This window comes from Paenalcaligenes niemegkensis (assembly GCF_022230885.1).
GTDB classification, from domain to species: Bacteria; Pseudomonadota; Gammaproteobacteria; order Burkholderiales; family Burkholderiaceae_B; genus Paenalcaligenes; species Paenalcaligenes niemegkensis.
On record NZ_JAKGCT010000004.1, the window covers coordinates 1,726,119 to 1,748,933 of the forward strand.

Consider the following 22,815-nt stretch of genomic DNA (forward strand, 5'->3'; position numbering starts at 1 on the left):
GCGCCGGCTATGGCGCAATGCGGCTGAGCGCCAGGACTCGTCACGCTGGAGTCCTAGCGCGTGCAGGAGCAAGACGTGGCCAATAAAAGTGGCCCAAACCACGATGACCTCAGCTTAATTATTTAATGCCGCCAAGGCCATCTGTGTCCTATCAATGTGGCCTCATACCATCATCTCGACCGCTGTGGCGTTCTCCATTTGCGATAGCGTCGTGAAGGGTGAAACGGGCCATTGCATGGCCTCGAGCGTGTCACGCACCAAGCCAACGAGATAATCCAGGTTACGCACGGTGATGGCCTCAATTGGCGAACGGCCCCCAGCGACTCATGCGCCTCTGTTAATACGTGGTAAATCTGCCAAGCGTCGATGTCGGGTGGGGTTGAGGCGAGCACACTTTGGACCAGCCGCCGCTTGAGTGGGTCCAACTGCCAATCGGGTACGCGCAAGCCACGATGGCCCATACTAAGCGCGAGCAGATTGCGCGCCTGGATTTCATAACTGATCCAACGCCTGGACTTACCCACTAACGTCGCGTAGTCAACAACACGCAGGTGGTGGGCTGCCTCGAACAGATCGAGCAGCTTCATTCGTTCGCGCTGCAGAGGTGACGGCTGAGGTTTGGCATAGTCCGGCACCTCCACTGCGGGCAAACGCTGGGCTGACTCCGGCACGATAGGCATATCGGGTGTTGCTGGGGCCACGATGAGCGTTGGCGTATTCGGATTGATGATGGGAGGATGCGTCACGGCCTGGCCGGCAATGGTGGGCAAGCCTTGCAGCGTAATGGTCAGGTGCATGCTGGCCGCCTGGACGTGGTTCTGCTCGAATAGATCAAGTCGATCGGCCCAGTCCTGCATCATGACACGCCGTTGTTCTACGTACTCGGCGTGATTATAGGTGGCACTGATCCTATCCGGGTCGGCATGCGAGAGCTGAGCATCGACCCATTTCTTGAGGTATCCCAGCTCGTTGAGTGCCGTGGAGATCGTTGCGCGAATGCCATGCCCAGTCAGTCGGTCCTCGTACCCCATGCGCTTGAGTGCGTGGTTCAGCGTGTTTTCGCTCACTGGCCTGAGTAGGGATCTCGCCCCTGGCAACAGGTACACCTGAGCGGGTTTGAACTGCGCCAGCAGGTAACGAACGATTTCCTGGGCCTGCACGGACAGCGGGACGATATAAGGCGGAATGTCGGACATCCGCTTGCGTTTCTTTTTCGTGAGCATCTTACGCTGCTTCAGACGCACCACAGGGATGATCCAGAGACCTCTGTCCAGATCGAACTGATCGGGTGTGGCAAATCGTAATTCTCCCGTGCGCACCCCAGTCAGCATCAGCAGCCGCAAACCCAGTTGAGTCGTGAGCCGACCCCGGTACTTGCGCAGCGTTTGCAGCATAACTGGCAGCTCGGCCATGCGCAGGAAGGGGTTGTGGTCGACCGGGGGCAACGGCAACGCCACCACATCCAGATCAGCGGCCGGATTTTCCTTTATCCCCGTAACGACCACCTTGATGTAGGAAAAAAGCTGATTCAGCCACGTGCGCAATTTCTCGGCCACCGACAGTGAACCGCGCGCCTCGACCTTGCCGATGATATCCAACAGGTGAGCCTGTGTGATCTCATGGACGGTCAGATTGCCCAGCGCATGAAAAACGTTCGCCTTGAATACCCGTTGAATCTGTTCATAGCTGCCTTGGCGGCACTCATCGAGCGAAAGCTGACGATGAGCGAGCCACTTTTATAGACCGCCATAAACGTATCGGCATCGGCCAAGACGATCGCTTGGCGCTTTCTTTTACGCTCGTTACGAGGATTAATGCCCTTGGCCAACAAGGCCCTGGCCTCGTCGCGCAAGTCTCTGGCCTCGCGCAGCGACACCTCGGGGTAGGTCCCCAGGGAAAAGCGCTCGCGCTTGCCGACATAGTAGTAACGAAAGTGCCACGCTTTTCGCCCCTGAACGGGAACAAAGAGATACAGACCATCGAAATCCGCAATGCTGCGGTCTTTACCCGTCGCCGTAGCTTTACGGACAGTCAGATCGGACAGAGCCATGGTGCCAACTCCTGAAGCGGGGAAGTTGGACTTATGCTGATCTCACCTGATGTTTGCGCCCATCAACAATCCGGCACCGGGTACATCCGTATAGATGTACCCAATAATGTACCCATTCAGAGGCGCTTTAGGGAGCTTTCCCTGGATGTCAGTGGAACATCCAATGCGAAAGAACTTCCTAACAATCAACGACTTATAGAACTTGAGAGCCGTTGGTGGAACACCCTGGAAAGTTGACGTGGAGCGGGTGATGGGAATCGAACCCACGCTATTTGCTTGGGAAGCAAAAGTTCTACCATTGAACTACACCCGCTTGAAGACACGCACGAATGATGCGCACGATGGCGCTTTTATTGCGATAATAAAGTATAACGCTGCAATGTCCGCACAGAAAAGAATTTTATTGTCATTTGAAACAGACATTCAGCCCTAACGGTTTGGGCGTTGCCGTCTTCCCCATACCGAACCACCTATACTTTTATGCGCTCGCCCTGTGAAAGGGCGAGGCTTATGCGTCAACGTTTATGAGCACCGAGAACTCCTCCGCAACTTCCCAGCGACCAGCCGGACACATTAAAAGCTTTGTGCACCGTCGCTCGCACATTACGCCAGGCCAGCAAGAAGCACTAGAACGGCTGATGCCACTATGGGCTATCGATTATCAGCCGCAGCGCTTAGACCCCATCCAAGCCTTTGGACGGGATGCGCCGCTGATTCTGGAAATTGGCTTTGGCATGGGTGAAACCACCTTAAAAATAGCCCAGCACCGTCCTGACGATAATTTTTTAGGCGTCGAGGTTTTTAATTCTGGCGTAGGTGCCCTGCTTAAACGCATCGACGAAAATGACGTCCAAAACATTCGCATTATTCAGCACGATGCGGTTGAAGTGGTGCGTGACATGATCGCCCCCGACAGCCTGGCAGGAGTCCACATCTACTTCCCTGACCCCTGGCCTAAAAAACGGCACCATAAGCGCCGCCTGGTGCAGGCTCCGTTCATTGAGCTACTTAGCAGCCGACTTAAAACGGGGGCTATATTCATTGTGCAACCGATTGGGAACATTATGCCCATCAAATGCTTGAGGTACTCTCGGATCAGCCCCTGCTGAACAACAAGTTTGATGGTTTTGCCGAACGCCCCGATTATCGCCCCCTTACCAAGTTTGAAGCGCGTGGTATTCGCCTTGGCCACGGTGTTTGGGATGTCATCTTTCAGCGCGCTTAATCAATTATTTACGCAACGCGACAAGACTAATTTCAGGATACGTTATGAACATTATGCTAAATGGCGAAGCACGCCAGATACCTTCAACACCCTATACCGTATTTAACTTATTAACTGAGCTTGGCTACATAGGCAAACGCATTGCAGTCGAACTCAACGGCGACATCGTGCCTAAAAGCCAGCATGAGACGCGCCAGCTTAATGATGGTGATAGCCTGGAAATTGTGGTGGCAGTGGGCGGCGGTTAAGTTTGCTGCTGTTGTGAACGACGATAAGGTTCACCCTAGGACTTTCCCTATAAAAGCTCATTTTTCAACTAAAACAATTGCCTAAAAATAAATTTCAGCTACGATAACAGCCAATGAGTCTACGGCAACGCTGCCTACGCTTTTCAAGCAAGTAGATACATAAAATAAGAATTTCACCACGAGACATCGGCAAAAGGGCCTACAACGCATTCAGCGTTGTAGGCCCTTTTTCGTTTCGGACTACAGAGTAAGCATGGCAAAAAAACAGTACGTATCGGAGTTATCGCATCGACCACAGGACCTTATGCTGCCGTAGGTATTACTGCGTGGTATGGAGTAATGCTGGCGATTGACGAGCTACGTGCACACAATACAGAAATTGACTTCGACGTCGTCTGCTGCGACCCGCAAGGCAATGACGAACTGTACTTCCAACAAACGCAAGATATGCTTCGTTCGGGTATTCGACACGTAATTGGTTGCTATACCTCTAGCAGTCGAAAGTTGCTTTTGCCATTATTTGAAAAACACGAGTCTCTGCTGTGGTTTCCAGCTCACTACGAAGGCTTTGAGTCAACGGATTATGCGATTTATACGGGAACGTCTCCTAATCATCATATTTATCCGATGATTGATTACATGAGTTCAAACTTTGGTTATAGCGCTTATTGCATAGGCTCTGACTACATTTGGGCCTGGGAGAGTAACCGCGTATTTAATGATGAGTTCATACGTGTGGGCGGAGAAGTTTTAGGTGAACGCTACCAACCTATAGGTGGTGTGGAGATGGACGACGTTATAGAAGAGATTTTCGCTCTTAAACCCGCTTTTATTCTAAACACCTTAATTGGCAAATCTAGCTACCACTTTTTTAGAGCATTCCGCGCAGCCTGCGTTGCTCGCGGCATTGATCAGGTTCAAGAGTTCCCCATTGCAAGCTGCAACCTTTCCGAAGCAGATTTAAACGGTATAGGTAGTGAAGCGATGGACGGCCATCACAGTTCAAGCGTTTACTTCTCAAGCGTAGACAGCCCTGAAAACGAACGATTTGTACAAGCCTACACCCAGAAGTTTCCTCAAGCCTCACTGCCTCCTGTAGAAGTTGAGGCTGCATATATTGCGATGCACCTATTGGCTGGGGCCCTTGCTCAGGCGGATGCTAATGATATCGACGCAGTACGTAAAGCCGTTTGTAAGCAACGTTTTCAGGCCCCGCAAGGCGAGGTTTACTTAGATCCTGTGAACTTCCATAGCTACCTAACGCCGCGCATCGGTCTGTCTAAAACGAATGGTGAGTTTGAAATCGTAGCTCAAGCCAGTGCTCCTGTGCGCCCAGATCCTTATCTTGTGGACTCATCAGCAGAAATAATGTTGGTAAGGCACGTCGCGGGAGATCACGAACCATGATCCTTCAGCCTCGCATACAGAACTTTGCCCGCCGCAAAGCAACGATAGTTTCATCCGATAAAAACAGCATTGAGCGTTTACAAAACACCTTGCTGAAGGTGGGTGTATTACTGCGTCGCATTGAAACCAAAGTTAGCGATCTGAGTTTTGACGACTACGAGCTACAGCCCACCGAGGACGTAATCTTTTTAGATGGCGATCTAAGTGGCTCACTTCTCACGCCTGAATACCCCGGCACCGGTTTCCCTGTAGTTCCTATTATTGGCATGGTGGGCAGTGAAGCTCCCAGCCGCCTAGGCCGACTCATGACAAACGGCGCTACTGCTTTCATTAAAAAACCCATACATATGGACACCGTATTCTCAACACTGTTTATGGCGATTAATGCCCATAACGAACGCGCGAGTCTAGTGGAAAAAATTGCTGACCTTGATGCGAGACGACACTCCAGGCGCCATGTCATCAAAGCTGTAACCCTACTGATGCAACATTTTTCTGTTGATGACGAACGTGCTTATGAGATGTTGCGTAAACAAAGTATGCATGAGCAAACTACTATCGAAATTTTCGCGAAGAAAGTGGTTGATCGACACACCCAATCACTGGACTCACTTTTAACCTAGGCCTTTTAAAGACGTATGAATAACGCCTAAGACCTTGAGGGACGCTTTGCGCACCCTTTGCTTGAAGCCTCAACCATTCAAACCATAAACCACATGTATATGCGGAGGAGATTATGATGAAAAAAACATGGTTAACTGCCACCTTAGTTGGTGCCATGGCTGTATCTGGGGCAACCATCGCCAATGACGCCCCCATTAGGCTAGGCGTACTTGAAGACCAATCAGGCGAGTTTGTGGTTCCCACTATCGCTAAGGTTCGCGCCATCCAAATGGCAGCAGACGAAATTAACGCTGACGGTGGCATTGCTGGTCGTAAGCTAGATCTCGTAATCTATGACACGCAATCCGACAACACACGCCACCAAGAGATGATGCGCCGCGTATTACAACGCGATAAAGTGGACGTGGTGTTTTCAGGCTTTAGTAGTGCCGCTCGTGAAGCCTACCGCCCTATCGTTAAACAATTTGACGGCTTCGCTTTCTACAACAACCAATACGAAGGTGGTGTATGTGATGCCAACATGGTGGTCACAGGCGCCGTGCCTGAGCAACAATTTTCAACACTTATTCCATGGATGATGGAGAAGTACGGCAAACGCGTGTACATCTTAGCCGCTGACTATAACTTCGGTCAGATTTCCGCTGAATGGGTACGCAAATTCGTTAAAGAGAATGACGGCGAACTCGTGGGGGAAGACTTTATCCCAATTGGTGTTTCGCAATTTTCCACCAACATCCAAAACATTCAACGTACCAAACCAGATTTCGTTGTGACTTTATTGGTAGGTACTGCTCAAGCCTCCTACTATGAACAAGCACTGGCTTCGAACCTCAAGCTACCTATGGCTTCATCGGTAAACGTAGGTCAAGGCTACGAGCACAAACGCTTTAAAGCACCTAGCTTAGAAGGCATGTACGTAACCACTAACTTCATTGAAGAAGTGCAAACACCGGAAGCCCAAGCCTTTGTCGCCAAATGGCATGAAAAATACCCGGACGAGCCATACATTAACCAAGAAGCCGAGAACTCCTACCACGCTGTATACCTCTACAAGCAAATGGTGGAACGTGCGGATGGCTCAACCAAAAAAGCGGATTTACGCGACGTCATCGCTGAAGGTGATGTATGTGTGGATGCGCCAGAAGGTCGTGTATGCATAGACCCCAAAAGCCAGCACGTATCACACACTATTTACTTAGCTCGTGTGGGTGCAGATCACTCCATTACTTTCCCTAAAGTATGGGAAAACATTGAGCCTTACTGGCTAGGTGAAGTAGGTTGTAATTTGACTCAGGACGACCCTTACGCGCAGTACACACCATCAGAGAATCCCACCGTTAAGAAATAACGACGAGTTCTCGCTCTAGTTTTACTCGTCACCAAAAAGACCTCTTTTCCCTGCGCATTATGCGTAGGGCATAGGAGGCGCTGCGTCCACCTCTTGAAAGTGGATGCGTTGACTGGAATCAGTTATGGAACTATTTAGCACTTTCTTCGCTTTCCTGTATCAAGCCGGAGATGCCTTTGCCTTTTTAGTATTGGCCTCATGTGGATTAGCCATTATTTTCGGAATGATGGGTGTTATCAACTTGGCTCATGGTGAGTTCATTTTGTGTGGTGCCTATGTATCCACCTTCGCTATTAAATCAGGCATGCCCTTCATCGCGGCCGTCATCATCGGTGCTTTAGCTGCTGGTATGGCAGGCATGGTGGTTGAGCGTTTGGTAGTGCGACATTTATATTCGCGGCCGCTGGACACGATTGTAGCAACGTGGGGCATTAGCCTTATTGTTACGCAAGGCACCCTAATTGTGCTGGGCTCCACCATGCAAGGTACTGGAACCCCATTGGGCAGCTTTAGTATTGGCACCTACTCTTACTCAGAATATCGTGTGGCCTTAATGGGTGTCGCCATCGGTCTCTTGGCTGTGCTGTACCTCATTTTCCGCTTCACACGTTTTGGTGTGTTGGCTCGCGCAACCATTCAAGTGCCTCACATGGCTAACGCCTTAGGCGTAAACACCAGTCTTATTTACTCTTTCACCTTTGGTATTGGTGCCGCCTTAGCAGGCTTAGCTGGTGCACTTTACGCCCCCACCATGACATTGGTCCCCACTATGGGTAGCTCCTTTGTTGTGGACGCTTTTGTCACTGTAGTGATTGGTGGCTCTGATATTTTCCTAGGTACCGCACCTGCTGCCGCAGTACTGGGCATCATGAAAGCAGGTCTGACCTCGTGGAAAGGGCAGATGTTTGGCCATATAGGCATGTTAATTACCGTCATTTTCGTAATCCGCGTGCTGCCAAACGGCATCTCTGGCTGGCTGCTCAAGGCAAGAAGATAATTATGAAACTATTGAATTTTTTAGGCCTGCTTGAAGGTCCCCAGACCCTGGGCCGAGGTAAGCACTTTTGGTCTGGTGCTGGGCTACTCGCCATCTTCGCTTTCATCTACCCACTGTTTGCCGACGGCTATGACGTGGGTAATAACGTTTACTTTTTCAATTGGGTATTTATGGCGTTAGGCCTCAGTTTAATCTGGGGTTATGGCGGTATTTTAAGTTTTGGTCAAACTGCCTTTTTTGGCATCAGCGGCTATGTTTATGCCGTGCTCACTATCAATATTGGCGCTGATTACGGCTTCACATGGTTGGCGTTATTACTGGGTTTAGGCGTTACCGCCATTTTCGCAGCGACTCTAGGTTACTTCTTGTTCTTCGGCCGTATCGCTGGTGTGTTTTTAGGCATTGTGACCTTATCAGTCACCCTCGTGTTAGAGCGTTTTATGGCTCAGACCGCTGGTCCTGAATGGGCTATTGGTAAAGCCAGACTCAACGGCTTTAATGGTATGAGCGGTATGCCACCACTGACTATTCCATGGTTTGGTGAAGACATCGTTTTATACGCTGATGTCACGCTCTACTACATCACGCTGATCTTGCTTATTCTTGTGTACCTAGGCTTACGTATCTTAGTGAACTCTCGCTTCGGCAACGTGCTGGTAGCCGCCCGCGACAACCCACTACGGGCTGAAATGCTCGGCTATGACATTCGTAAATACCAACTCGGTGCTTTCGTTATCGGCAGCGTGCTAGCAGGTATGAGTGGGGTGCTTTATGTGTCATGGGGACAATACATTACGCCCTCAAATATGAGCATGACGGCTGCTGCATTACCCGTGATTTGGGTAGCCGTTAGTGGCCGTAGCGATCTTACTGCCACCTTAATGGGAACCTTAATAGTTCTGGCTGGTTTCCAAGCACTTACCGTTTACGGCAGCCAATACGCCTTAGTGGTCATGGGCGCGCTACTCACCTTAACCGTTCTGTTAGCCCCTAACGGTATTTTCTTGACTCTAGGTCAACAACTAAGCCGCCGCAAGAAGTCCAACACATCAACTTCTGAAGCATAGACGAGGCAACGGACACCATGAGCTTATTAGAGACTACAAAATTAAATAAGTGGTTTGGCGGTTTGCACGTCACAGGCAATGTTGATTTTGCATTAAAACGCGGCGAAGTGCACTGCTTGGTTGGCCCTAACGGTGCAGGTAAAAGTACCTTCTTCAAATTAATCTTAGGCGAAATAGCACCGAGCAGCGGCAACATCATTTTTGATGGCGTAGACATCACCAAAGAACCCTCATACCGGCGTATACGCCGTGGTATTAGTGTGAAATTTCAGGTACCTGGCGTATTTCCTGATATGTCCGTCGCTCAAAACCTAACGGTGGCATTACAACAGCGTTTTGTGCATCGCAATGAAGTTGAAAAGCAAGTAAACCAACTACTGCCTTTTTTACATTTAGCAGAGGATGCCGAGCAATTGGCCAAGAACCTAAGCCACGGTCAAAAGCAGTGGCTAGAAATTGGTATGGCTGTGAGCTTGCAGCCCAAGCTACTTATGCTCGACGAGCCTACTGCTGGTATGACCCCCGATGAAACCTTCCAGACAGGACAGATGATTCTGAACCTAAACAAACAAGGCATGACTGTGCTGGCTGTTGAGCATGATATGGCTTTTGTAAGACAAATCGCCGAGCAAGTAACTGTACTGAACTACGGAGAGATTTTCGCTAGCGGTTCCATCGCCGACATTGAAAACGATGAGCGTGTGATCGAAATTTACTTAGGAAAGTCAAATGTCTAATTCCTTGCTCTTAAAAACCAGCGAGTTACGTACAGGCTATGGCTCCAAACCTGTACTACAAGGCGTGAATTTTCAGGTTAAGCAAGGAGAGATTCTTGCCGTGATTGGCCGTAATGGTGTGGGTAAATCCACCTTAATGAAAAGCCTGATTGGCCTGTTACCCACAGGCACTGGCGATATCCATTTTGCGGGTAAGTCCATTGCACACCTGCCTTCATTTAAACGGGCGCGTCTGGGCATAGGGTATGTGCCACAGGGGCGTGATGTGTTTCCACGCATGAGCGTAGAAGAGAACCTAAAGGTAGGTGAGTCACTGAGTAATAAGGTAGCAACCAGTAAATACGACGAGATTTACAGCTACTTTCCCATTCTGGCTGAACGACGCAAACAAGCCGCTGGGACACTTTCAGGTGGTCAACAACAGCAATTAGCGATTGGGCGAGTGCTGATTGCCTCGCCATCCTTAATTTTGCTTGATGAGCCCTCTGAAGGGATTCAGCCATCCATTGTGAAAGATATCGCCCGCCTAATGGTGAAGTTGAACCAGTCCCAAGGTTTAACCGTAGTCTTCGTTGAACAGAATTTAGAAATGATTCAGTCCATGGCACAGCGCTGCTATGTGATGGATAAAGGTCAATTCACGGAAGAACTGGATCCTTCCGAGTTGCATGATCCAAAAGTTGTGAAACGGTGTCTGTCAATCTGACAGCCCCAACACTCTCAGACTATCAAGGAGTAATTATGTCTTGGTTCGAAACATCGCTGATGGCACGCAAAGGGGTCGCGGGCGGGCAAGCTCGATCTGAACACCGCATTGATGAAGCCCGTCAAGGGAAATACCACTATGTTTACGGCCCCTATGTGGACCCTATTCTCCATGTAGAGCCAGGGGCGGTTTTAGAAATAGAAACACACGACGCTTTTGAAGGGGCCTTAGCAACAGAGCAGTGCGTACCAAGTGAAAAACTTAATTTCCCATTTCTCAATCCTCAAAACGGCCCTATCTATATAGAGGGTGCTGAAAAAGGCGATTGCTTAGCTGTTTATATCAAAAAAATTGTTCCACGCGGCCCACAGCCCTGCGGTACTACAGCGATGATTAACGGATTTGGTGGCTTAGTGGGTACTGCTGACACTGCCATACTTAACGCGCCCTTGCCGGAGCGCGTAAAAAGGTAAATGTAGACGCCGTTAAAGGCGTGCAGTGGACAGACTCCATTACACTGCCGTACGAGCCTTTTATTGGCTCTATTGGTGTGTCACCCGAGATTGAGGCGATTAGCGCATTAGTACCTGATTACTATGGGGGTAACTTGGATGTACCTGATGTGGCTCCAGGCGCTATTCTCTATCTACCAGTACAAACCAAAGGCGCGTACTTGTACTTAGGTGACTGCCACGCTGCACAAGGTGATGGTGAGTTATGTGGTGTAGCCATTGAGCACCCCACTACCACCACCATTCAGGTGGATTTAATCAAAAACATGCACCTAACCAACCCCCGTCTAGAAAATGAGACGTTTTACATGAGCATGGGTTCTGCACGCCCCATGGAAGACGCTGCACGTCGCGCCTATTGTGACTTGGTACGTTGGTTAGCTGCTGACTTTGGTTTTTCAGAAATCGATGCGTATATGCTATTAACCCAAGCTGGTCGAGTGCGCTTAGGTAACATGGTTGACCCCAAATACACCTTGGGTGCTTCCATTCTAAAGAGCATTGTTGGCCAAGCTCGCTAAACAATACAGCGATCAATGATCGCTCATTGACCGCTGTGTGTTTGTTAAACCGTGATGCGGTCTGCTACCGTCTTACGGTTTTTTTATCGCCGTCCACGAAAGCCTTTACCCATTCCGCCTAAGCCACCCATGCCCCCCATACCAGCCATGGACCGCATCATCTTGGCCATGCCACCGCCTTTCATTTTCTTCATCATGCCTTGCATCTGGTCGTATTGCGAAAGCAGGCGATTGACTTCTTGTACGGAGACGCCGGCACCGGTTGCAATACGACGCTTGCGCGAAGCTTTGAGCAGGTCCGGCTTGGAGCGCTCAAGCGGGGTCATGGAACTGAGGATGCCTTCGGTGCGGCGTAGTTGCTTCTCGGCCTCACCGCCCTGCAACTGCGAGGCTGCCTGAGCGAACTGGGCCGGGAGCTTTTCAAGCAACGAGCCCATATCACCCATTTTTTTGACTTGCTGCAGTTGATCCCGAAAATCGTTCAGATCGAAGCGATCACCCGCTTTGATCTTTTTGGCCATTTTCTCGGCGTCAGCCACATCAATATTGCGCTGGGCCTGCTCGACCAAGGAGACAATATCGCCCATCCCCAAAATGCGCTGAGCCATACGCTCCGGGTGAAAAGGCTCAAGGCCATCAAGCTTTTCTGACACCCCCACGAACTTCAGAGGCTTACCCGTGATGTGGCGCACAGAAAGCGCAGCGCCCCCACGGGCATCACCGTCAAGCTTCGTCAGCACAACGCCCGTTAAGGGCAGCGCTTCACCAAAAGCCTTTGCCACATTGACAGCATCTTGTCCTTGCATGGCGTCAACGACAAACAAGGTTTCGATGGGGTTCAGCGCCTGATGCAGTTGCTGAATCTCTTGCATCATGGCTTCATCTACACCCAGGCGGCCCGCCGTATCGACGATAAGCACGTCGTAGTGATGGCGTTTGGCGTGATCCAGCGCCCTATTAGCGATGGCCACTGGCTTTTCCGTAGTGTCAGTGGGCAGGAAGTCGACGCCAACTTGCGCGGCAACTGTTTTTAGCTGCTCGATAGCCGCAGGCCGATACACGTCAGCACTGACCACCAGGACTTTTTTCTTGCCCGATTTTTTACCATTTTGCGTATGGCCACCTTCGTGCAGCCATTTGGCCAGCTTAGCCGTCGTGGTGGTTTTACCTGCCCCCTGTAAACCCGCCATCAGCAGTACAGCAGGCGGCTGCGTCGCCAGGGAGAGCTCAGACGCCTCGACCCCCAGGTCGGCACCCATCAATGAAGTGAGCTCTTGGTGAACCGCGCCTACAAGAGCCTGCCCCGGATTCAACGAGTCGGCAACCTCGCTACCCAAGGCACGCTCTTTAACTTTAGAAATGAAGTCGCGCACAACGGGTAAAGATACATCGGCCTCGAGTAGGGCCATACGTACCTCACGCAGCATATCCTGCGTGTTTGCTTCCGTCAGGCGAGCCTGTCCACGCATTGTTTTTACAACACGCGTCATACGTTGAGTAAGATTTTCGAACATAACGCTGGTTTCGCTTAAACTAGTAAATCGTCGGGATGACAGAATAAGAATAAAATACCCGGTTTCAGGGTTTATCCCTGTAAGGTTTTATCGACTGTCGGAAATTATGTCTGCAAGCATTGTATTTCACTTGCTCGCCGCACTGGCGTATATCGTGTTAACGATTATGTTGTGGCGTCCTATTACCCAAGGTAGCCAGCAACCCGTGCTAAGTGGCCCAAGCCGTATTGCGTTACTAGCGGCAATTGTGGTGCACGGCGCGGGGCTGTTGTTAACCATTATATTGCCACAAGGCTTGCATTTGGGCTGGGCATTAGCGCTTTCAGCCGCTATTTGGCTAGGAATGGTGGTGTTCTGGTTTGAAAGCCTGTTTTTACGGCTGGATAGCCTGCTTCTTATTTTACTACCGGCGTCAACTCTTGTAAGCCTTGCTGCTGTACTTTTCCCGCAGGGTGCCATTGTGCATCACGGTGATAGCGAATGGCTACGCGCCCATTTGCTTGTGGCTATGGCCGCCTACGGCTTAATTACCGTTGCAGCGTTGCACGCTATTCTGATGACAGCCCTAGACCGCCAGCTACACCATCCGGCCCAGCAAGAAGAAGATCCCGGCATATTTTATCGCGCTCTCGATGTCATGCCACCCTTGCTCGTACAGGAAGAACTGCTGTTTCGCTTGGTACGTATCGGCTTTGCGGTACTGACCTTGACCGTGCTTTCCGGTATTGCAGTGTCCCTGCATATCGACGGACGCTTTTTACCTCTTGACCATAAAACCGTATTTACACTGCTGTCGTGGTTTACGCTGGGCGCCCTGTTGCTAGGGCGCCGTATGCGAGGTTGGCGAGGCAAGGTTGCCCTTCGCTGGACACTTGTGGGTTTTGCGTTCCTCTTACTATCGTATTCGGGCACCCGTTTTGTATTAGACGTTATTTTGCAGCGAGGAACAATTGGCTAAGTTATTTATCTGGATCGTCGTTATATTGGCGGTATTAATGGTGGCTCGGGTGTTGTCGTTTGCCAAAGCCAAACGCAATGCGCCACCTGATCAACGTCCCCAAAACAACCGTTTTCAAAAAGGGGCGACCGAACCGATGGTACGCTGCGCTCATTGCGGCGTCTATTTACCACGCTCGGAAGCACTAATGAGCAACCACCACACCTGGTGCAGCCTAGAGCATGCCAAGCATGGGCCACGAAAATAGTCCCGCCCTGAAGCTGGGTAGTGACGGCTGGCTACTTCAAAACAGCATCGCCAGCCATGCCCCTTCGCCCAACTTCGATGTGCGTCCGGAGGGTTCTGAGATCGACCTGCTGGTGATCCATAACATCAGCTTGCCCCCCAATGTATTCACTGGCACGGCCATTATCGATTTTTTCAGAATAAGCTCGATATTGGTGCTCACCCATGGTTTGAAAACATACGTGGCATGAAAGTCTCGGCTCACTTTCTAATACGGCGTGATGGCAGCATCGTGCAGTTTGTCTCTACCCTTGACCGCGCCTGGCATGCAGGAAAATCCAGCTTCAACGGTCGTACGGCCTGCAATGACTTTTCTATAGGGATAGAACTTGAGGGTAGCGATTATGTTGCATTCGAAACACCCCAATATTTCAGCCTCAAACTGTTAAGTCAAGCAGTTGCCTATCGTCACCCCCTGCGAGCTGTACGTGGACACGAACATATCTCGCCTGAGCGCAAGACCGATCCCGGCCCTTGCTTTGACTGGCAGCGCTATCTCGCTGATACAGAATGGCCGGAGACGCTCTTTCCCTTATCAGAGCAACCGAAACTTTAGGCAGGCCCAAGCTTATACCGCTTGCCTACTTGCGGTACAAAAAATCTCTGTTGATATCCGCCAGGGTGGCGCAACCACATAAAGCCATCGCGACCTCAAGCTCAGTGCGCAATATATGCAATACGTGTGCTACTCCGGGAGCTCCTGCCGCTGCAAGTCCATATATGTAGGGCCGGCCGATCAACACCGCAGAGGCCCCCAGTGCCAAGGCAATAAATATGTCTGTACCTCGATGTATTCCGCCGTCAAACAACACCGGCATCCTACCCCCGACTTCATCAACAACCGCAGCCAAGGCATCGAGCGGCGAAATCGCCGCATCGAGCGTCCTTCCCCCATGATTAGATACCACGAGCCCCTTAACGCCCAATGCCATCGCACGACGCGCGTCAGTAGCGCGTAAAATGCCTTTGAGTAACACAGGCAGATGCGTTGCAGCCACAATACGCTCCACATCTTCCCATGTAGCGGCATGCTCTACCAGGCCCGACCCAAACACCGGGCTCGTCCCTGCAGCACCGGGCGCAACTGACATGGACTTGAAGGCGCTTAAATTGACCGCTGAGACTCCGATCGGAAGCACAAACTGAGCTCGTTGCTCTCGATTGCGTATTCCGTTGACTGGCGCATCGACAGTGAGCACGATTGCCTCGTAACCTGCCGACTCGACATCGTTAAGCAAGCGTATCGACGCTTCGCGATCAGCCTGCTTATACCATTGAAACCAAAGGGGCCCATGAGCCTGATGAGCGACCTCGTGCAACGCCACACTGGATTGCATGCTTAAAACCATGGTGGCCTGCATTGCTGATGCCGCGAGTACGGTTGCCAATTCGCCGTTCCGATGCGCAAGCTGTTGATAAGCGATAGGAGCCAGCAAAATGGGATAGGCCATTTCCTGGTCCAACAGTCGAGAGCGGGTATGCCCACCGCTAAGCTTGTTCAACACTGCAGGCACTAGCTGAAACTGGTTAAAGGCCTGTCTGTTGCGCTGTATCGCAAACTCATCAGCCGCTCCGCCACTAAAGAAAGCCCATGCCTGCGCAGTTAACCGTTCTTTTGCATAGGGAATGTAATCATCCACACAAACGATATCAGAGGGAATTTGTTGCAAAGGTTCAAGAGTTAATGCCATAAACAGTAGCCTTAGATATCAGCCCATTCACGAATCAGGTTGTGATAAACGCCCGATAAACTCGCCAGCGCGGGGCTGTTAGCATCAACCGCTGCAATACCCTGAATTGACTGATCAAGCTCCCAGAGCATTGCCCGCTTATGGGCGTGACGAACCATGCTTTGACTCCAAAAAAGATGCCAAGCGCTCTCCCCGGGTAACGGGATTCACCCGGTGCAGGCTGGTTCCCGGATACACAACCAAATGCCCTGCCGGTAGCTTAATGCTTTGTGATCCGTATGTGTCCTCAATAACCAACTCACCACCTTCATACTCAGAGGGATCGTTTAAGAACAAAGTACTGGAAATGTCCGTACGCACACGTTCGGTCGAGCCCGGCACAGCAAATATGGCGTTGTCTATGTGGCTACCGTATTCTCCCCCACCCTGATAACGATTAAAGCGAGGCGGTAAAATCTTGGCGGGTAAGGCTGCGGCAATAAAAGCCGGGTTGCTAGCAAGTACACTGACAACAAAATCACCCAGTTGCTTCGCTACAGCGTGATCAATAGGCAACTGCAGATTCGTTTTAACCCGACCTGCAATATAGCCAGCCGTGTTTTTTCCGTCCTCCCAGTCAGCGCCCCTTAAGTGTTGCTGGCAATCGGCTATCTGTTGGGCCGTTAGAACATCGGGAATAGTGATCAGCATAAATAACCTATATAAATAAGCGTAGGAATCAGCGCGATTGCTCTAAGAGAAACACACCAGGGCAAGCAATAAAGCGAGAATTCACACTACACCGTACTATAAAATGCGGTAACGCATTTGATGCAAGACAAATAATAAAGCCGCCCCAAAGGGCGGCCGATCCACGAAGGTCTAGGGCACTACACTTAATCGTATCGGTAAGTTGCGGTCAGCATGACCGAACGACCTGGTCCTACGTTAGCGAATAGGCCTACGTGCGAAGCATCATAGACACGGGTATCGCCAAGGTTATTCCCGTTTAACTGTAAGGCTACGCTCTTATTCACGTCGTAACGAATCATCGCATCGTAAACAGTATGAGACGGCAGCTCTAAAGTATTTGCATCATTAACAAAGCGCTTACCTACGTAGGTTGCACCGCCGCCAACAGTCCATTGAGGATGCACTTTATAAGTGCTCCATAAAGAAGCACTGTTTTTAGCGATAAACTTGATTTGTTTGCCACTAAAGTCGTTGTTCCCGCTGCGATACTCTTTGATTTTAGGATCTAAATGCGTATAGCCCGCCCATACATCCCATTTAGGTGTAATGGCTCCGGTGGCGCCCAACTCAATGCCTCGAACACGGTTGTTGCCAGACAGGCTCACATCGCCCGTAACAGGATCTGTAGAACGAGCATCAGTCTTCTTCGTTTCAAACAGTGCGGCTGTCAATGAGAGACGCTCGTTCATGACATCCCACTTGGTACCTAATTCCCATGAACGGCTTTTCTCGGGTTTAAGATCGCGAATAGTGGCGCCACCTGCGGGGCCATCAGCGCCACCAGCCTGCCCCAGATTCTCACCGCCAGGGTTAGAAGAAGTACCGTAAGACAAGTAAATGGCTCCATTACGAACAGGTTTATACACTACACCTGCCTGATAATTCCACATGTTGTCTTCACGTGAGATAGTTGTATTGTCCACTCTGAAATTCTCATAGCGAATACCACCATTTAAAGTCCATTGGTCATTTAACTCAACCGTATCAAAGACATAGGCAGACCTTGTCTTGATGTCGCCATCTTTTTTAAATTGGCATACGTTAAATTGGCTGTATATGGACGATAAGGGTTAGGGTTCCAGAATGAATCAGTGTCCCCCCCGGAAGGCCACTCACAGCTTTGGAACTGACTTCTTCTTTACTGAACTCAAAACCCATTACAACAGAATGCTTGAGAGAACCCGTTTGGAAACTACCAAATAAGTCGGTTTGATTAACCAGTGACTCGCTCTTGCGGTAACGTGCTCGATCGGCACGAGTGAATTGTAAATCGCCATCCTCCGCCGCGCATGAGCCACCAACACCCGCCGAACAATTGTCGAAGGAAGGCCGTGTGTATAAATAATGATTTAAGCTTTTGCCATAACGAGTAGTATTACGCACCGTGAATTTATCGTTCAGGTCGTGCTCAAGCATAGCTGTGGCCGTATCGAACTTATTCTCGCGGAAATCTACATTTTTGCGGCCATAGAAATTATCGCGATCTACTTTAATGGGCCTGATGCGATCAGGATTCGCAGCATTGCTAAAAGGTATTCCCCAGTCAGGCGTATCTTTATTCACAATGTGTGAATAGCTTAGAGTGACACGAGTAGGCGTGCCTAAACCAAAAGCCAAAGACGGTGCGATACCCAGGCGATCGAATTTAACAACATCGCGGCCCGGCATATCGCCGCCCATTTTCATGACGTTTAAACGGAAGGCTGCGGAATCAGTAAAAGCAAAGTTGCCATCGCCTGTTATACGATATTCTGAGTCGATACCATAACCAGCGGAGCCTTCAAAAAAGTTATTTAAGTGCGGAGCTTTAGTAACCAGATTAATACTGCCTCCGGTACCACCACGACCTGTATAGGCCGAACTTGGCCCTTTAATGACCTCGACCGACTCCAAATTGAAAGTCTCGTGTGAACCACGGGCATAGTCTCGTATACCGTCGATAAAAATATCGGTACTTGCCTCATAACCACGGATGAACGGCCGATCTCCCTGTGGTGTACCACCTTCCCCTGAACCCAAAGTAATGCCTGGTGTCGTGCGCAGCACATCTTGTAGCGATGAGGCACCACGATCTTTAATAAGTTCTTGAGGAATAACATTAACGGTACGAGGAGTATCCAAGAGTGGCGCCGTAAACTTCTTGGAAGAAGCTTCGTTCGCTTGGTAACCATCAATGGGGCCAGTGCCCTGAACCTCAATGGAGGGTAACTCGCGAACGGGATCTTCTTGAGCAGATACTGCAGCAGGTAGTGTAAGGGCTCCACCAATAGCCGCATACAACATACCCTGGCTAAACGAATGGGATACCGGTCGGCGGTAACGGGACATCAGACTTCTCCAAAAAACAGCAACTCTACGGCGCCTTATTTTTTATTTACACGTGGGCAAAAAGTAAAAAACTTGCCTTGTGCTACGCCATATGCCGTAAATGTAAAGGAATAATTAAAAAACTAATGAATAGTAATCATTCTTATTACGAATTGCAAACCCGCTTGTATCCGCTTCACAAAACGTGGCGTAATTTTAACGATACTTCGTAGCATTTCTTATTGCTTGAGTTCTGAACGCAAAAAAGGTGGCTGATTTCAGCCACCTTTTTACGCTTTAACAGGAAATCAAAGAGTTTAGATTTTCAACAGCAGTTTGTTAAGCCGCTTCACAAATGCCGCCGGATCGTTTAAAGCAGCCCCTTCCGCCAGCATCGCCTGATCCAGCAATACCAATGCCCAATCGTCAAACTCAGCGTCAGTTGCTTCGGCTAAACGTGTCAGGAAGGCATGCTCAGGATTCACCTCGAGAATAGGTTTAACTTCGGGTGCTTCCTGACCCGCCGCTTGCAGCATGCGCAACAGGTGTGGGCTGATTTCGTTTTCGTCCACCACTACACACGCAGGAGAGTCGACCAAACGCGCTGTTACCCGAACCTCTTTCACTTTCTCGCCCAAGCTGCTTTGCAAGCGCTCGACCAGGGGTTTAAACGTTTCAGCGATTTCAGCCTGATGTTTTTTCTCGTCCTCGTCTTCCAGCTCAGCCAAGTCGAGGCCGCCTTTGGCCACGGAAACCAGCGCCTTGCCATCGAATTCGTTGAGGTACGAGAGCATCCACTCGTCAACCCGGTCGGACATCAGCAGAACTTCAATTCCTTTTTACGGAACACTTCCAGATGCGGGCTGTTTGCTGCTGCCGAGTATGAATCAGCAGTCACGTAGTAGATTTTGTCCTGGCCGTCTTTCATGCGGGCGATGTAATCGGCAAAGGATACATCTTGCACTGCGCTTTCATTATGGGTTGACGCAAAGCGCAGCAAGGCTGCCACGCGATCTTTGTTGCTAGGGTCTTCGCCTGTACCTTCTTTTAGCACCTGACCGAAGTTCTGCCAGAACTCAGTGTATTGTTCGGCCTTGTTTTCGGCTAAATCATCAAGCAGACCTAAGATACGGCGAGCACTACCTTCGCGTATAGAACGGACGTCGCGGCTTTCTTGCAGAATTTCGCGGGAAACGTTTAACGGCAGATCGGCGGAATCGATAACCCCGCGTACAAAGCGCAAATAAGATGGCAGCAATTGCTCGGCGTCGTCCATGATGAAGACGCGCTTAACGTAAAGCTTCACACCATGCTTGGCGTCGCGATCCCACATATCAAAAGGTGGGCGCTTAGGGATATACAACAGTTGAGTGTATTCGCTACGGCCTTCAACACGGTTGTGAGTCCAGGCTAGCGGATCGTCAAAATCGTGAGCAATATGTTTGTAGAATTCGCTGTACTGCTCGTCGCTGATTTCGTTGCGCGAGCGTGTCCAGAGCGCATTGGCCTGGTTAACGTTTTCCCAGTCGCTTTGCTTGACTTGCGCTGACTGTTCTTCGTCCCACTCTTCTTTGAGCATTTGAACGGGCAACGAAATATGGTCTGAATAACGTCGCAATACCGAACGCAAACGCCATCCATCCAGAAACTCTTCAGCATCATCGCGCAGATACAGTGTTACCGAGGTACCACGGTCAGCTTTTTCAGCAGGACTGATCGAGAACTCGCCAGCGCCTTCCGATTCCCACATTACACCTTCGGTTTCGGCATCGCCGGCCCGACGGGTTAACACAGATACCTTATTAGCCACGATGAAGGATGAGTAGAAACCAACACCAAACTGGCCAATTAACTGGGCATCTTTTTGTTTGTCGCCAGTTAGCTGTGAGAAGAACTCTTTGGTGCCTGATCGAGCGATGGTACCCAGATTGGCAATCGCCTCGTCGCGATTCATACCAATACCATTATCGGAAATTGTAATGGTGCCCTGGTCTTTATCGTATTCGACGCGAATGCGCATGTCGCCTTCGCCCTCAAGAAGCTCGGGACGATCAATAGCTTCAAAGCGTAACTTATCACACGCATCAGAAGCGTTTGAAATCAATTCGCGCAAGAAAATTTCTTTGTTGCTGTAGAGCGAGTGAATCATTAGCTGCAGCAACTGCTTTACTTCGGTTTGAAAGCCTAGGGTTTCGGCAGAGGGAACGTTTGTTTCAGTTTGGCTCATTGTCAGTACGATATGCTAGAAATGTAAACAGGAAGAGGCCAGGGGCCAATATGCGTTAATAGCTAATAGATTGGGGCAGTGAATAAAATTACAAGACCTAGGACAAACACGTAGATTGTTGCTAGGCTTAGGTAAACGGCTCCGCCGCTCTACAGCTACCGCCTCAAAGCCATGAAACAAGTCATTCACGAACCCCTCTCCCGCCCTATTAAAATCTGGACTGACGACATTGATGATGCTGCGCTTCAGCAGTTACGCAATATCGCCAGCATGCCTTTTATAGACGAACACGGTGTTGTCGCGATGCCCGACGTGCATGTTGGCATTGGCGCAACCGTAGGCAGCGTGATTGCTACTGACCATGCCATCATTCCGGCAGCTGTTGGAGTCGATATTGGATGCGGTATTAATGCAGTGCGGCTGTCGTTAACGGCAAACGACCTGCCTGACAACCTGGTGGCTCTGCGACATCAGATTGAACGCGATATTCCTCTGGGGCCTGGTGGCTCGCACAAGCATAAGAACATGCCAGACTTTAACGCTGAGCTCGTAAAAGGCCTTAAAAACATCACAGACAAACACCCCAAGCTGGAACGTAATAACGCCCAGCGTCAGATCGGCACTTTAGGCTCGGGCAACCACTTTATTGAGGTATGCCTGGACGAAACAGATGCTGTCTGGGTGATGCTGCATTCCGGTTCCAGGGGCATAGGAAACCTGATTGGCCGCTACTTTATTGAGAAAGCCAAGCGTCATATGGAGCACTATCACATCAGTCTTCCAGATAACGATCTGGCTTATCTGCCGGACGACACCGACGACTTCACGGATTATGTCAATGCGGTTCAATGGGCCCAAGACTACGCTTTTGAAAACCGTCGAGTGATGATGGCGCGTACTATTGCCGCACTACGCCGGCACATAAAGGTACCTTTTCAAATAACCCAAGAAGCCATTAACTGTCATCATAATTACGTAGAAAAGGAAAACCACTTTGGCCGCAACTTATGGATCACACGTAAAGGCGCGATTCGAGCACGTAAAGGCGATTTAGGAGTGATTCCAGGCAGCATGGGACAGCGCAGCTTTGTCGTACGCGGCAAAGGAAATCTTGACTCCTATTGCTCATGTGCACACGGAGCCGGCCGTAAGTACAGCCGCACAGCCGCCCGCAACCATTTCAGCGTAGCCGACTTGATCGAACAGACAGAAGGGGTCGAGTGCCGCAAGGACAATGCCGTGCTTGACGAGCTGCCCTCAGCTTATAAAGACATCGACCAGGTGATGGAACATCAAAAAGACCTGGTTGAAGTCTTGCATGTCCTGAAGCAGGTAGTGTGCGTAAAAGGGGCTTAAGGCGTACTGCCACCACGTCTATCCGGCACAGCCAGGCCAAAGGAATTAACAGCGGGCCGATGCTGTAATACGAATTAAGAATTTTCTTGGCCGTCCAGGTTTTTTGTGTATAATCTTTCTCTTGCCGCTAGCGCCTGATTTAATTTAGGCGACCACAAAAACTCAAATGCCCGGGTGGTGGAATAGGTAGACGCGTCGGACTCAAAATCCGATCCCGCAAGGGGTGCCGGTTCGATTCCGGCCCCGGGCACCAAGTTTATAAAAACAGCCCTCTCAAAGGGGTCTTTTTTTGTCCAAACAGAT

General features: G+C 50.1%; 18 protein-coding genes, 2 tRNA genes and 5 pseudogenes. 17 read left to right on the top strand and 8 right to left on the bottom strand.

Features of this window, described 5'->3' with window-relative positions:
- Positions 1-162: 162 nt before the first annotated feature.
- A pseudogene (locus tag L1889_RS12380) lies at positions 163-2,050 on the bottom strand (tyrosine-type recombinase/integrase).
- Between the two features lie 33 nt (positions 2,051-2,083).
- Here L1889_RS12380 and L1889_RS12385 point away from each other — a divergent pair.
- A complete protein-coding gene (locus tag L1889_RS12385; protein ID WP_238665372.1) occupies positions 2,084-2,287 on the top strand; it encodes a hypothetical protein in 204 nt (67 codons plus the stop codon).
- 2 nt (positions 2,288-2,289) lie between these two features.
- Here the strand turns inward: L1889_RS12385 and L1889_RS12390 are convergent.
- Positions 2,290-2,363 (bottom strand) — tRNA-Gly (locus tag L1889_RS12390).
- Positions 2,364-2,574: 211 nt separating this feature from the next.
- Here L1889_RS12390 and trmB point away from each other — a divergent pair.
- From trmB to L1889_RS12445, 11 genes and pseudogenes are all read left to right on the top strand, one after another.
- Positions 2,575-3,275: pseudogene (trmB, locus tag L1889_RS12395) on the top strand (tRNA (guanosine(46)-N7)-methyltransferase TrmB).
- A gap of 44 nt (positions 3,276-3,319) precedes the next feature.
- Entirely contained in the window at positions 3,320-3,523 is a 204-nt protein-coding gene (gene thiS / locus L1889_RS12400) for a sulfur carrier protein ThiS (RefSeq protein WP_238665373.1), read from the top strand.
- Positions 3,524-3,796: 273 nt separating this feature from the next.
- On the top strand, positions 3,797-4,930 hold the full coding sequence (locus L1889_RS12405; protein ID WP_308217677.1) for a transporter substrate-binding domain-containing protein: 1,134 nt from the start codon (positions 3,797-3,799) through the stop codon (positions 4,928-4,930).
- The gene (locus L1889_RS12410) at positions 4,927-5,553 is read left to right on the top strand and encodes an ANTAR domain-containing response regulator (RefSeq protein WP_238665374.1); all 627 of its coding nucleotides are present in this window, start codon (positions 4,927-4,929) and stop codon (positions 5,551-5,553) included. Before L1889_RS12405 ends, L1889_RS12410 begins: the two co-directional genes overlap by 4 nt.
- Positions 5,554-5,666: 113 nt before the next feature.
- Complete coding sequence (locus L1889_RS12415; protein ID WP_238665375.1) at positions 5,667-6,902, top strand: urea ABC transporter substrate-binding protein; 1,236 nt, start codon at positions 5,667-5,669, stop codon at positions 6,900-6,902.
- A 124-nt stretch (positions 6,903-7,026) separates the two neighbouring features.
- A complete protein-coding gene (locus L1889_RS12420; RefSeq protein ID WP_238665376.1) occupies positions 7,027-7,899 on the top strand; it encodes an ABC transporter permease subunit in 873 nt (290 codons plus the stop codon).
- A gap of 2 nt (positions 7,900-7,901) precedes the next feature.
- Entirely contained in the window at positions 7,902-8,966 is a 1,065-nt protein-coding gene (locus L1889_RS12425; protein WP_238665377.1) for an ABC transporter permease subunit, read from the top strand.
- A gap of 17 nt (positions 8,967-8,983) precedes the next feature.
- On the top strand, positions 8,984-9,703 hold the full coding sequence (locus tag L1889_RS12430; RefSeq protein ID WP_238665378.1) for an ABC transporter ATP-binding protein: 720 nt from the start codon (positions 8,984-8,986) through the stop codon (positions 9,701-9,703).
- Positions 9,696-10,409 carry an ABC transporter ATP-binding protein gene (locus tag L1889_RS12435; protein WP_238665379.1) on the top strand — a complete coding sequence of 238 codons (714 nt, stop codon included), beginning with the start codon at positions 9,696-9,698 and terminating at the stop codon, positions 10,407-10,409. The genes L1889_RS12430 and L1889_RS12435 overlap by 8 nt, the downstream gene beginning before the upstream one ends.
- A gap of 35 nt (positions 10,410-10,444) precedes the next feature.
- Positions 10,445-10,882, top strand: coding sequence for an acetamidase/formamidase family protein (locus L1889_RS12440; protein WP_238665380.1), 438 nt, complete (start codon positions 10,445-10,447; stop codon positions 10,880-10,882).
- 20 nt (positions 10,883-10,902) lie between these two features.
- The gene (locus L1889_RS12445; protein ID WP_238665381.1) at positions 10,903-11,442 is read left to right on the top strand and encodes an acetamidase/formamidase family protein; all 540 of its coding nucleotides are present in this window, start codon (positions 10,903-10,905) and stop codon (positions 11,440-11,442) included.
- Positions 11,443-11,525: 83 nt separating this feature from the next.
- On the opposite strand, the gene ffh is transcribed toward L1889_RS12445, so the two are convergent.
- Positions 11,526-12,956, bottom strand: coding sequence for a signal recognition particle protein (ffh, locus tag L1889_RS12450; RefSeq protein ID WP_238665382.1), 1,431 nt, complete (start codon positions 12,954-12,956; stop codon positions 11,526-11,528).
- 106 nt (positions 12,957-13,062) lie between these two features.
- Between ffh and L1889_RS12455 the strand changes: the two genes are divergently transcribed.
- The 3 genes and pseudogenes from L1889_RS12455 (at position 13,063) to ampD (ending at position 14,755) form a co-directional block, all read left to right on the top strand.
- On the top strand, positions 13,063-13,914 hold the full coding sequence (locus tag L1889_RS12455; protein WP_238665383.1) for a cytochrome C assembly family protein: 852 nt from the start codon (positions 13,063-13,065) through the stop codon (positions 13,912-13,914).
- A complete protein-coding gene (locus tag L1889_RS12460; RefSeq protein WP_238665384.1) occupies positions 13,907-14,161 on the top strand; it encodes a PP0621 family protein in 255 nt (84 codons plus the stop codon). The genes L1889_RS12455 and L1889_RS12460 overlap by 8 nt, the downstream gene beginning before the upstream one ends.
- Positions 14,145-14,755: pseudogene (gene ampD / locus L1889_RS12465) on the top strand (1,6-anhydro-N-acetylmuramyl-L-alanine amidase AmpD). The gene L1889_RS12460 and the pseudogene ampD overlap by 17 nt, the downstream one beginning before the upstream one ends.
- 25 nt (positions 14,756-14,780) lie before the next feature.
- Here ampD and L1889_RS12470 read toward each other — a convergent pair.
- The 5 genes and pseudogenes from L1889_RS12470 to htpG form a co-directional block, all read right to left on the bottom strand.
- Positions 14,781-15,890 carry an alpha-hydroxy acid oxidase gene (locus tag L1889_RS12470; RefSeq protein WP_238665385.1) on the bottom strand — a complete coding sequence of 370 codons (1,110 nt, stop codon included), beginning with the start codon at positions 15,888-15,890 and terminating at the stop codon, positions 14,781-14,783.
- 11 nt (positions 15,891-15,901) lie between these two features.
- Positions 15,902-16,580, bottom strand: a pseudogene (locus L1889_RS12475) (Fe2+-dependent dioxygenase).
- 185 nt (positions 16,581-16,765) lie between these two features.
- A complete protein-coding gene (locus L1889_RS12480) occupies positions 16,766-17,680 on the bottom strand; it encodes a TonB-dependent receptor (RefSeq protein WP_308217678.1) in 915 nt (304 codons plus the stop codon).
- Positions 17,664-18,950, bottom strand: a complete 1,287-nt coding sequence (locus tag L1889_RS12485; RefSeq protein WP_238665386.1) for a TonB-dependent receptor — start codon at positions 18,948-18,950, stop codon at positions 17,664-17,666. Before L1889_RS12485 ends, L1889_RS12480 begins: the two co-directional genes overlap by 17 nt.
- A 296-nt stretch (positions 18,951-19,246) precedes the next feature.
- A pseudogene (gene htpG, locus L1889_RS12490) lies at positions 19,247-21,156 on the bottom strand (molecular chaperone HtpG).
- A gap of 171 nt (positions 21,157-21,327) precedes the next feature.
- On the opposite strand from htpG, the gene L1889_RS12495 reads away from it, so the two are divergent.
- The gene (locus tag L1889_RS12495) at positions 21,328-22,512 is read left to right on the top strand and encodes an RtcB family protein (RefSeq protein ID WP_238665387.1); all 1,185 of its coding nucleotides are present in this window, start codon (positions 21,328-21,330) and stop codon (positions 22,510-22,512) included.
- Between the two features lie 168 nt (positions 22,513-22,680).
- Positions 22,681-22,765, top strand: a tRNA-Leu gene (locus L1889_RS12500).
- Positions 22,766-22,815: the final 50 nt, after the last annotated feature.